General features: G+C 39.8%; 10 protein-coding genes. All 10 read left to right on the plus strand.

The features are described from left to right. Nucleotides 1–628 precede the first annotated feature (628 nt). Nucleotides 629–1,606, plus strand: coding sequence for a Gfo/Idh/MocA family protein (locus tag SSCH_RS02170; RefSeq protein WP_044664036.1), 978 nt, complete (start codon nucleotides 629–631; stop codon nucleotides 1,604–1,606). A 4-nt stretch (nucleotides 1,607–1,610) separates the two neighbouring features. Beyond that, complete coding sequence (locus SSCH_RS02175; RefSeq protein ID WP_044664037.1) at nucleotides 1,611–2,921, plus strand: aminotransferase class III-fold pyridoxal phosphate-dependent enzyme; 1,311 nt, start codon at nucleotides 1,611–1,613, stop codon at nucleotides 2,919–2,921. A gap of 689 nt (nucleotides 2,922–3,610) precedes the next feature. Next, a complete protein-coding gene (locus tag SSCH_RS02180) occupies nucleotides 3,611–4,198 on the plus strand; it encodes a hypothetical protein (protein WP_044664038.1) in 588 nt (195 codons plus the stop codon). A gap of 535 nt (nucleotides 4,199–4,733) precedes the next feature. Then, the gene (locus tag SSCH_RS02190; protein ID WP_269746097.1) at nucleotides 4,734–5,342 is read left to right on the plus strand and encodes an O-antigen ligase family protein; all 609 of its coding nucleotides are present in this window, start codon (nucleotides 4,734–4,736) and stop codon (nucleotides 5,340–5,342) included. 110 nt (nucleotides 5,343–5,452) lie between these two features. Continuing rightward, nucleotides 5,453–6,280 carry a glycosyltransferase family 4 protein gene (locus SSCH_RS02195; protein ID WP_052835210.1) on the plus strand — a complete coding sequence of 276 codons (828 nt, stop codon included), beginning with the start codon at nucleotides 5,453–5,455 and terminating at the stop codon, nucleotides 6,278–6,280. Beyond that, nucleotides 6,267–6,659: a glycosyltransferase gene (locus tag SSCH_RS16065; protein WP_156972037.1), complete on the plus strand. Its 393-nt coding sequence runs from the start codon at nucleotides 6,267–6,269 to the stop codon at nucleotides 6,657–6,659. Before SSCH_RS02195 ends, SSCH_RS16065 begins: the two co-directional genes overlap by 14 nt. Before the next feature lie 18 nt (nucleotides 6,660–6,677). Beyond that, a complete protein-coding gene (locus tag SSCH_RS02200; RefSeq protein ID WP_044664041.1) occupies nucleotides 6,678–7,223 on the plus strand; it encodes a sugar transferase in 546 nt (181 codons plus the stop codon). Nucleotides 7,224–7,382: 159 nt separating this feature from the next. Continuing rightward, nucleotides 7,383–8,561 carry a DegT/DnrJ/EryC1/StrS family aminotransferase gene (locus SSCH_RS02205; RefSeq protein ID WP_232294162.1) on the plus strand — a complete coding sequence of 393 codons (1,179 nt, stop codon included), beginning with the start codon at nucleotides 7,383–7,385 and terminating at the stop codon, nucleotides 8,559–8,561. Between the two features lie 128 nt (nucleotides 8,562–8,689). Beyond that, the gene (locus tag SSCH_RS02210) at nucleotides 8,690–9,658 is read left to right on the plus strand and encodes an NAD-dependent epimerase/dehydratase family protein (RefSeq protein WP_044664042.1); all 969 of its coding nucleotides are present in this window, start codon (nucleotides 8,690–8,692) and stop codon (nucleotides 9,656–9,658) included. Between the two features lie 301 nt (nucleotides 9,659–9,959). After that, on the plus strand, nucleotides 9,960–12,061 hold a 2,102-nt coding region (locus SSCH_RS16070), incomplete at its 3' end, for a triple tyrosine motif-containing protein (RefSeq protein ID WP_156972038.1).

The following is a 12,061-nucleotide window of genomic DNA, read 5'->3' on the forward strand; positions in this document are numbered from 1 at the left end:
TGGATCTTTTCTTTCATCTTTTGCCCATTTTGTACAGCCCTCAGGCAGGAATACCTTGTTGATGTATCGAAGAAAATCTTTGAGCCACCGTTTCGACATCGGTGGTAACACCTCCTGGAAATGATGATTTGATCGTTGTTGCTTCCAGGATGGTTTTTGTCATTAGTTATGTTTTTTCCTGCCTGTTTGGTTTAAAAAATGCGAATTAATAAAATTTTGCTTTTATACTGCGTTGCTTGCACCGCAAGAACTTAGGCGATCACCTGCGGAGTTTCTGAAGTATAGCTAAACTTATTGACAATGGTAAAAATGTAGATTGCCTTGTTAGTCTAGGCAAAATATCGCTTGAGCATCCCGAGATAACAAAGAGCCTGGATATAAATGGTTATGTAAAACCATTTTTTGAGCAAGAAGTTACAGCAACAAGAAGACAAGATTATTCAAGTGCTTATTTTCCATATGGTGTTATTTATCTTTCTAAAGTTGAAACCCTTTTTAGCAGCAAAACCTTTTATCAAGAAAGAACCCTGCCATTTCTTATTGAAAGATGGCAGAACTACGAAGTCGATGATATTTATGATTTTATGGTCATAGAAACGATATTAAAACAAAAGATGGGGGAAATAAGATGAAATTTTTTGTTGTTGGTTTGGGTTCGATGGGAAAAAGGCGTATCAGGTGCTTGAAAGCATTGGGTTATGATGAAATAACCGGGTATGACCCGCGTAAAGACCGTCAGGATGAGGCCAAACAAAAGTACAATATTGATACCATTGATACTTTAGAGGAATTAGTGATTGACAATATTCATGCTGTGGTGATCTCAACACCTCCTGACAAACACAATCAGTGGATCAAGTGGGCACTGGATAACAGGAAACCATGTTTTATTGAGGCAAGTGTAATTAAAGATGGCCTTGAAGAGCTGAATCAGATAGCAAAGGGGAATGGGATTCTGATAGCTCCTTCATGCACACTGACATTTCATCCCGCAATTAAAGATATCAAAGAGATTGTTAAGAGTGGATGTTATGGGAAGATTACGAATTTCAGTTACCATTCAGGGCAGTATTTGCCCGATTGGCATACCTATGAAGATGTAAAGGACTATTATGTCAGTCAACGTGAAACAGGGGGGACGAGGGAGATCGTTCCGTTTGAATTAACCTGGCTTGTTGAATTAATGGGTCTGCCAACTGATGTTAAATGCTTTTACGGGGAAACAATGGATGTCGGTGCGAGCATTGATGATACCTATGTTATCGCTTTAAATTTTAACGATAATATTTATGGGTCACTGATTGTTGATGTGGCTTCAAGATACGCAACGCGCAGTTTAATTTTAAATATGGAAAAGGGACAAATTGTCTGGAGATGGGATGATGGTGTAGTAAAGGTATATGATGCCATTAATATGAGGTGGGTTTACTATAATACACCTCAAGGTGAAACTACTGCGGGTTATAACAAAAACATTATTGAAGATATGTATATAGATGAGGTTAAATCCTTTATTGATGCTGTTAAGGGAGTTAAAGCATTTCCGAACACACTTCATGAAGACATACAAATATTGAATATCTTATACCAGGCGGAAAGAGGCTGATAAAATGAGTAACGGGACGGAACTCTATAATAAAGCAAAAAGTTTAATACCTGGAGGTACCCAACTACTTTCCAAACGTCCTGAAATGTTTTTACCAGAGCAGTGGCCTTCCTATTATGATCGCTGTAAGGGTGCTGAGATTTGGGATCTTGACGGGAAAAAATATATTGATATGAGTATCATGGGTGTAGGCACATGTATTCTTGGTTATGGTGATGAAGATGTTGATGATGCGGTCCGCGATGTTATCAAAAAGGGAAGTATGTGTACGTTAAATTGCCCTGAGGAAGTGGAGTTGGCGGAAATTCTCTGTGATTTGCATCCATGGGCAGATATGGTGCGCTATACCCGTACTGGGGGAGAGGTAATAACAATCGCCCTGCGTATTGCACGTGCAGCAACTGGTAAGGATAGAGTGGTCTTTTGCGGTTATCATGGTTGGCATGATTGGTATCTCTCCTCGAATCTTGCAGATGAAAAGAGTTTGGATGGGCAGTTGTTACCTGGCTTACAACCCAGTGGTGTTCCACGTTCACTCAAGGGTACAAGTATTCCTTTTAACTATAATGAACCAAAGGAACTGGACCAAATAATTAATATTTTCGGCAATGAAATTGCGGCAATAATTATGGAACCTGTTCGGCATGAAGATCCAGCAGAAGGGTTTCTAGAATATGTTCGAGAAATTGCATCTAAGATTGGGGCTGTATTAATTTATGATGAAGTTACTTCTGGTTGGCGCATGAATGTAGGGGGTATTCATCTTCTCTATAATATAGCTCCGGATTTGGCTGTGTTTGCTAAGGGAATCAGCAACGGTTACCCGATGGCAGCAGTAATAGGGAAGCGGGAAATAATGGAAGCTGCACAGGGAAGCTTTATTAGCAGCACATATTGGACTGAAAGAATTGGTCCTGTTGCAGCATTAGCAACTATCAAAAAGTTTCAGGCTGAAAAGGTTCAGTCTCACCTGATCGCAGTAGGGAACAGAGTCAGGGAAATATGGCGAAATGCTGCGGAGCGTTACGGTTTGGCGATATCAGTACATGGTATCCCTCCATTGAGTATTCTTTCATTTGATTATCCCAACGGACAGGCTATCTGTACATATTTTACACAAGAGATGCTGGCCAGAGGATTTATTGCATCAAAAGCCGTCTATGCTTCTTTTGCGCATCAAGACAGACACATTGAATCCTACAAGGATGCGGTGGAATATGTCTTTAGGGCTATTTCGTCATCGCTCGAAGACGGGGACTTGGAGAAAAAATTAAATGGCCCAATTGCACACAGTGGGTTTAAGCGTTTAGCCTGAGAGAGACTAGCGTTTCGAAAGGGAAAACTAAATGACATTTCCAACAATAACGTCTTTCATGAAAAAAACTATTTCACTGATGAATTTCTCAAGCTCGTTTTATATTAATTTTGATGCTCAATCTATAGAACATGATTTTTTATTATTAAATAAAATTGCTGAAGATCACGGCCGGTTTTTAAGTGAGGATTCTGTAGATGATTATTTTTATCGTTCTTTTCTGCAGTATCAATGCCAGATGGCCCGTGCTTCAACGATGAAAAAAATAATTCTGGATGTAACAGCGGTTGTGCTGTTTCCATTCTATATAGCAGTCGCATTAATCTATAAACTAATGGTATCAAGTAATATTACCGACGAAAATAAAAAACCAATAGCGGTGTCCGCTGTAAACATAAGAAATGATTTAATACAGAAAAGTTTAACCGAAAAATACACGATCATCAGTTCAAAAAAGAACAGAATAATACTTGATAGAAATGGGCTTCTATTTCTTCGAAGCTTATTTCATATGTTTCCGACGCATCCCTATTTTATATTGAAATGCATGGTTAAAATATCCATGTACTCCTATCATTGCAAAATATATAACCCGGAGGCGATTATGGCCGCTTCGGAGTATTCTTTTACATCATCAATATTAACTTGTTATCTAGAACAACAAAAAATAAAACATATCAACATCATGCATGGAGAAAAAATATATAATATTAGGGACAGCTTTTTCAGGTTTTCTGAGTTTTTTTGTTTGGGATCAGTATTATGTTGATCTTTTCTGTGACTTAAAGGCCTATCCAAAGCAGTTTCATATTGAATTACCACCGAGACATTTTAAGTTATTAGAGTACAAGAGAAAAACAGATGTCTCACTCAACAAGAAGCTACTTAAGTTTTATTGGGCATCAGAAGTGGATGGACAGGAATTAAAGTATATAGTAGAAGAGTTGACAAGGCTGCAAGACAGCGGAATAAGAGTTGTGATTAGGAATCACCCGGTATATGGTGAGTATTTTAACAAGAATGTTAAACATTATTTTCGCGGTTTTCATTTTGAAAATCCTTTAAAAAAAGATATTTACGAGTCGCTGGGTGAAACAGATTACGTTTTTGGCACATATACTACTGTATTATATGAAGCCCTGCTGATGGGAAAAGTAATTGTGGTCAATGACTTTAGAAATTACATTGATCATTTGGATAAGATAGGGTTTTATGTCATTAAAAAAGGTAGCTATATACCTTTATCTGCTCTATTGGAGAGAATTAAGGATGCTTAACAGCCTCTTATGTCTGTTTATAAGTGCACTTGTTTTATATCCAAAACCTTTGGTTACGATCAGTTCATATCCTATTTATTCGGTTTATCTCTTAATCCCTGTCATACTTGGTTTTTATGCCGCTGGCTTAATATTTAAAAAATCCTACTGGCAGCTTCCTGTAACAAAGAGCCTTTGGATATTAAGGATAGTTTATCTTTTTATATTTCTGATTAGTTCATTTTATATGGACTTGTCTTTTAGCAGGACGGCATCCTTTATTGGGATAATCTCAATAACATTTTTTTATGAATTGCCTTTTATATTTAATATTGAGCTCAAAAGGTTTTTCAGTTATTTTTAATTAAATTATTCATTCTTTTTTTGAGCTACAGCACGGTAATTATCCTTTACTATTTAATAAAAATACGCTCTCCTATTGCTATTATTGCTTATGTACAGGAGTACTTGCCCATTTACCCGAACTATTTTGCTATGTTTCTGGTGATACACTTTTGTGCAAGAGTTTTCCTTTTAAAAAAAAAGAAGTTTAATTATCGATTTATGGGTTTTTGCGGTGATCTTAATTACATTATCAAGGACTGCACTTCTGGGTCTAATAATATTTTACCTCATCTACATCATAGGGAATAATAGGTTCTCATTCCAAAACAAGCTGGCAGTAGTTCTGATTGCTGTTTTGTTATTAATACCATTATCCTACTTTGTGCTCATGTCAAAAGGGGCAAGCTTTGGGTCAACATTAGAACACACATTTTTAACCAGATATTTTAGATGGGAAACAGCCATAGAAGTGTTTGCTGAACATCCATTGATAGGGTACGGACTTGATCGAAGTGTCAATATAGTTAGCAATTACCACTATATTGGCGGGAATATGCCTGAGTTAGGATCAACGCATAATGATTACATAGATGTATTGATTAAATCAGGAATAATTGGATTATTGGTATTTTTGGCATTTTGCATGAAGGTAATCTGTGAAGGTATCAGGAAAAGTAGATTACTCTTCCTTATAATGCTTTTGATGCTAGCTTTTGCTGTTATTCAAAACCCTTTCAAAAATGTTTTGTTGATGTTTTACCTGTATTTTATTATTGGTGCTGTATTGCTGAATTTCCATAAACAAAATATATTAAGCTAATGATAGAAAGGGTTTTAATTCAGCAGTATTGATATTATGGATCAACCACAGCGTTATGGTAATGGTTTTGCCGGGAAACGAATAGCTTCAATTTTAGGGATGATGATGGCTTGAAAATATTAATTTTAACTCAATATTTCCCACCCGAGGTGGGTGCTGCCCAAACACGCCTGTATGAAACAGCTCGGGCGCTGTTGAATAATGGTGTGGATGTTGATGTTTTCACTTCTATGCCATCCTATCCGCTGGGGGAAATATTTGACGACTACAGAGGTTGTTTTTTTAAACAGGATAAGATAGATGGAATTAATGTTTATCGTGTCTGGGCTTATGCCAGCAATGAATTGGGTGTTATCAAGCGTTTATTTTCATACGGTAGTTTTACAGCTTTGGCGATGACTGCGTTAACTAAGATTAAGCCTAAACCGGATCTTATATTTGTTGAATCACCGCCTTTAACACTGGGTATGACAGGGTACATCCTTGGGAAAATATGGGGGCGCCCTTGGATGTTAAATATCAGCGACCTCTGGCCGGATTCTATCTTTGCCCTGGGCGCAATGAGTAAAGAGTCCTTAGCAGGGAAAAGCATGATTAAACTCGAACGTTTTTTATATAGAAAGGCTTCCGGCATAACTGCGGTGACCGAGGGAATGGTTTTTGATTTACTGCAAAAAAAACACATTCCGCAAAATAAGCTGTACTATTTGCCGAACGGTGCTAATGTAGAAATTTTTCAGCCTGTACAAAACTTGGCTGAACAAAAGCAAAAAAGCTTTATTTATGCAGGGCGTGTTGGAAGTGCTCATGGTGTCGAGGTAATCGCTAAAGCCGCCGAATTCACAAAACACCGCGATGACATTTGTTATCAAGTAGTTGGAGACGGGCCAGAATTAGAAAACTTAAAAAAAACTGGCGTCCAATTTGAAGATAACTAAATTGAAGTTTATGGAGCCGGTACCTCTTACAGAAATGCCGGACAAATTAAACGAGGCTTATGCTGCACTTGTGACACTAAAGGATCTTCCACTTTTTAAGGGTACCCGTCCGGCAAAGATGATGGCTTATATGGCAACAGGACTTCCCATTGTTTATTCCGGAGCCGGGGAGGGTGCCGATTTAGTAAAAGAGACAGGAGCGGGGCTTGTAACACCGCCTGAAGATGAAAAGGCTCTTGCGGAAGCTGTTATATGGCTTGCGGATCACCCACAGACTGCCTGTGAGATGGGTATGCAGGGAAGAAAGTTTGCAGAGGATCACCTGGACTGGAATGTGCTGGTCAAAAACTGGCTCCACGATGTTCAGGAACTCCTTTAAGAAAAAGGAAAATGATAAATGATAAAGAGGCTTTTTGATCTAGTTATATCATTGATATTGCTGCTTATTCTATCTCCGGTTATTTTGTTGACATCTCTTGTTGTTATTTTAGATACCGGTTTTCCTGTCTTCTACCGTGGTCTGAGGGTGGGGAGAGAGGGAAGATGTTTTAATATTTTAAAGTTTCGGAGTATGGTTGTTGATTCAAGACAAAAGGGTCCCGGTATTACAGCCGGGAGTGACTGCCGGGTTACTGGAAGCGGCAGGTTTCTGCGCAAATGGAAGCTGGATGAATTTCCTCAATTCTTTAATGTTTTACGCGGGGAGATGAGTCTTGTTGGGCCGCGCCCGGAGGATCCCAGGTATGTAGAGTATTATACAGAAGAGGAGAGAAAGGTTCTTTCCGTAAAGCCTGGAGTAACAGGTGTCTCTCAGATTCTATTCCGCAGTGAAGAAGAACTGCTAGATGTAGATGACCCCGAGGAATATTATATTACTTGCATTATGCGACAGAAGCTGAGGGTTGATCTGGCTTATGCACAGCAGCAGTCGCTTTTTTTTTGATCTACTAATTATTGCCTACACTGTTCTGGTGGTATTGTTGCCCGGAAAAAATGCAGGGATTTGTCAGAGACTACTCGAACAACTTGATGAAGATATTATTATTGGCTGCCCTAATCAAAAAAAAATACATAGGAGCAGCCACTTTTTGATAAAGAATTTATGAAGATAGAGGAGATAGTTATGAGAACAACTTTTTTACCGTTTTCACCACCGTATATTTCCCGAGAAGAGATCGATGAGGTTGTCGATACATTATCATCAGACTGGATTACTACAGGGCCAAAAACAAAAAGGTTTGAGACAGAGTTCGCGACCTTTCTAGGGGCAGAGTCTGCATTGGCTCTTAATTCATGTACTGCCGGGCTGCATCTTGCTTTGGTTGTCCTGGGTATCGGCAGTGGGGACGAAGTGATCACAACGCCGATGACCTTTTGTTCAACAGTGAATGTGATCGAACATGTAGGGGCTGAACCGGTGCTTGTTGATGTTGAGCCAGACACGTTGAACATCTCACCATCCTTAATTGAGAAGGCAGTTACCCCTAAAACCCGTGCTATAATGCCTGTTCACTATACAGGGCACCCCTGTAAGATGGATGTGATAATAAAAATTGCCAGGGAGCACCGGCTCTTTGTCATTGAGGATGCCGCCCATGCTCTGCCGGCTCAGTATGAAGGAAAAGCAGTCGGCACCATTGGAGATCTCACTGCTTTTAGCTTTTATGCAACAAAAAATTTGACAACCGCAGAGGGGGGAATGCTAACTGGCAAACGGGAGCTCATCGAGAAGGCCAGGGCACTCAGCCTCCACGGGATGAACAGGGATGCATGGAAGCGGTATGATAAGGGTGGGTCCTGGTACTACGAGATAGACGCTCCTGGTTTTAAGTACAACATGACAGATATCCAGGCCTCTCTAGGACTGCAGCAGCTGAAAAAGCTCGACAGGTTTCAGGAGCGGCGGCATGAGATTGTAAAGAGGTATAATGAGGCATTTTCAGGGTGTCCATGTCTAGAAACCCCTGCCAATTTGCCATCTGTAAAGCACGCCTGGCACCTATACACACTGCGCTTGAACCTGAAAACTTTGAAAATCAACCGCGATCAGTTCATCGAAGAAATGAAAGAGAGGAATATTGGGACAAGCGTCCATTTTATCCCTATTCACTTACACCCCTATTATTGCATAAAGTACTGTTACAGGCCCGAAGATTTTCCAGTTGCTTATTCCAACTTCCTGCGCCTGATTAGCCTGCCCCTCTATCCAAGAATGTCTGATCAAGATGTTGATGATGTTATTGAGGCTGTGCTTAGTGTGGTGAAGAGTTATAGGAGATAGTGCTGTAATCGGCTGTTCCACGGGATTGACATGGATTTATAATCAATGCAAATTCTCTATCAGTAAAACAGGCATAAATATAAAGTGCAGGGATAAGTTGTAAGCGATGACTTAAGGAGGTAGTAAATTTGCGGATTCTTGTAACGGGCGGTGCAGGCTTTTTAGGTTCCCATATAGTTGATGGCTTGCTGGCAGAAGGTCATGAAGTTACAGTTGTCGACAACCTGAGTACAGGGAAGCGTGAAAACCTTAATACAAAAGCCGAATTTTATGAAATGGATATCTGCAACTCAGATTTGGAAAGGGTTTTTCAGGAGGGCAAATTCGATTATGTTGACCATCATGCTGCCCAGATCGATGTGCGGCATTCGGTAGCGGATCCAGTTTTCGACGCACGGGTCAACATTCTGGGGTTACTCAATCTCCTAGAGAATTGCCGAAAGTATAGTCTTAAAGGGTTTGTTATTGCATCCTCCGGGGGTGTGGTTTACGGTGAGCCACAGAAACTCCCTGTACCGGAGAAATACCCAAAAGGCCCTCAATCTCCATATGGTGTTAGCAAACTTGCCTCAGAATTTTACTTAAATTACTATGCCCAGGTAATGGGCCTTCCCTATATTACTCTACGCTATGGGAATGTTTTTGGACCCAGGCAGGACCCCCTTGGTGAAGCAGGGGTTATCGCTATCTTCGGTCTTAAGATGCTCAAAGGTGAAATACCGACTATTTTCGGAAATGGTGAGCAGCTAAGGGACTATGTCTATGTAGGCGATGTGGTGCAGGCAAATTTACGGGCTATTGAACACCTGCAAAAAGGTTCCTCTTGCTATAGCGCCGGGGGGTGTGCTATCAATAATTTTGCCTATAACATCGGAACGGGAAAAGGTACCTCTGTAAATGAACTTTTTGCCTTATTAAAAAATACCATATGTTTTAAGGGTGATCCATTGTATGGCCCTGAGAGAACTGGAGAACTCAAAAGAATTTACCTGGATATAAGCAAGGCCAGGGAGGAACTTGGCTGGCAACCAGAAATGGGACTCTATGAGGGGCTGCAACTGACCGTGAATTACTTGGCAAAGCAGGAGATTTTTTAACTGCGTAGAAATATTCTTTATTTGGGATAACAATATTTTGTTGCCATACCAACCATAGTTAGCAATACCTTTTGACTGTCAAAAACTGATACTTTGATAAGCTGTCTATGTTTATTCTATCAAATAGATGGCATGAGTAATATTTGGTTAGTTATAGTAATTTGTTTATTGCTTGGAGGGGTGAAAAAGGTGAGAAAAGGGCTATCATCTATATTTATTGTTTTTTTTGCTTGTATTAAGTTTTTTATGTATTAATGTATACTCCAATGCATATGCGCAAGAAGAAAATTTGACACCTATCATGGGGGAAAGTCAAGCTACACAGGGACAAGCATATGCATTTTTCATGAATAATAACAACGAAAGAAGCAGGGAATATGTCAATGATTTTGTTAATATTGTCTGGGAAGAGGCAATTATCGAAGGGGTAAGGCCAGATGTAGCATTTTCCTTGATGATGTTAGAAACAGGATATCTTAGGTTTGGTGGAGATGTAAAGGAATCTCAAAATAATTTTGGGGGAATAGGTGCTACCGGAGGCGGTGAGCCGGGAAACAGTTTTCCAGATATCAGAACAGGAATAAGAGCAGTGGTTCAACACATAAAGGCCTATGCTTCAACGGACCCTTTAAACTTGGATTGTGTTGATCCCAGGTTTAAATATGTAACAAGAGGTTCTTCGGAATATGTGGAATGGTTGGGTAAGCAAGAAAATCCTTGGGGATATGGATGGGCTACAGGGGCGGGTTACGGTGGCAAAATTATTAATTTAATGGATAGAATGCAAAAGACAAGCAAACCGATAACATCTCTGTTCAGTTTATCTGTAACACACAATAATAAATCGGTGACTACTTATTATTCTCATACGCCTTATTTGATAAAAGCAAATACGGTTACTCCAAATAATTCACTATATAGATTTTGGATTGGTGATCGGGCAACTAATGAGTGGACATTGATTCAAGACTACAGTGGAAAGAATACTGTATCCTGGACATTCAGTAGGCCCGGCAGGTATGAGATAGTTGTACATATTAAAGATTCAGCAAGTACACAAGTATATGATACGTACACCAGCTTTGATATCACAGTTACAGAAACAACTATAAAATCATTTGATCTAGGCGGAACACAATTTTATGCAGGAAAGAAGTATACAGCAGCAGCAAATGCAACAAGCGGCAACAAATCGCTGTATAAGTTCTGGGTTGGGGATCCTGCAAATAAGACCTGGACTGTTATTCAGGACTACAGCGAGAAGAATACTGCGACCTGGTCGGTGAGCAAGCCGGGGAAATATGAAGTTATCGTGCATGTAAGAGATTCAGAAAGTCCAAAAACCTATGATGCATATAAATACTATGAAATAACAGCTGAAGAAATTCCGACAACAATAGAATCATTTAATATTGGTGGAGCGGAGTTTTACGCAGGGAGGAGTTATACAGCAACAGCGAAAGCGGCGAGTGTTAATAAGCCGCTGTACAAGTTTTGGGTCGGGGATCCTGCAAATAAGACATGGACTGTAGTTCAGGACTACAGCGAGAGTAATACAGCGACCTGGTCGGTAAGCAAGCCGGGGAAATATGAAGTTATCGTGCATGTAAGAGATTCAGAAAGTACAAAACCATATGATGCATATAAATACTATGAAATAACAGCTGAAGAAATTCCGACAACAATAGAATCATTTAATATTGGTGGAGCGGAGTTTTACGCAGGGAGGAGTTATACAGCAACAGCGAAATCGGTGAGTGTTAATAAGCCGCTGTACAAGTTTTGGGTCGGGGATCCTGCAAATAAGACATGGACTGTAGTTCAGGACTACAGTGAGAGTAATACAGCGACCTGGTCGGTAAGCAAGCCGGGGAAATATGAAGTTATCGTGCATGTAAGAGATTCGGCAAGTACAAAACCATATGATGCATATAAATATTATGAAATAACAGCCGAAGAAATTCCAACAGCTATACAATCATTTGATATAGAAGGAACGGAGTTTTACGCGGGGGGAAGCTATACAGCGGCAGCAACGGCAGTAAGTGCAAATCAGCCGCTTTATTGTTTTTGGATAGGGGACAAAACCAATAATAAATGGACACTCATTCAAGATTATAGTAAGAAAAACACGGCAAACTGGTCAGTGAATGAGCCGGGGAAATATGAAGTAGTTGTACATGTCAAAGACTCTGCAAGTAAGAAATCGTATGATACCTATGCGTACTATGAAATAACAGCAAAAGGGACCACTATAAATTCATTTAATTTAGGTGGAACAAGATTTTATGCTGGATTGAATTATACAGCAGTGGCAAATGCAGATAGCGCAAATAAACCGCAGTACAGGTTCTGGGTCGGCGATACGGTCAATAAAAAGTGGACCATCATTCAGGATTATAG

This window comes from Syntrophaceticus schinkii (assembly GCF_000946815.1).
Lineage (GTDB): Bacteria > Bacillota > DSM-12270 > Thermacetogeniales > Thermacetogeniaceae > Syntrophaceticus > Syntrophaceticus schinkii.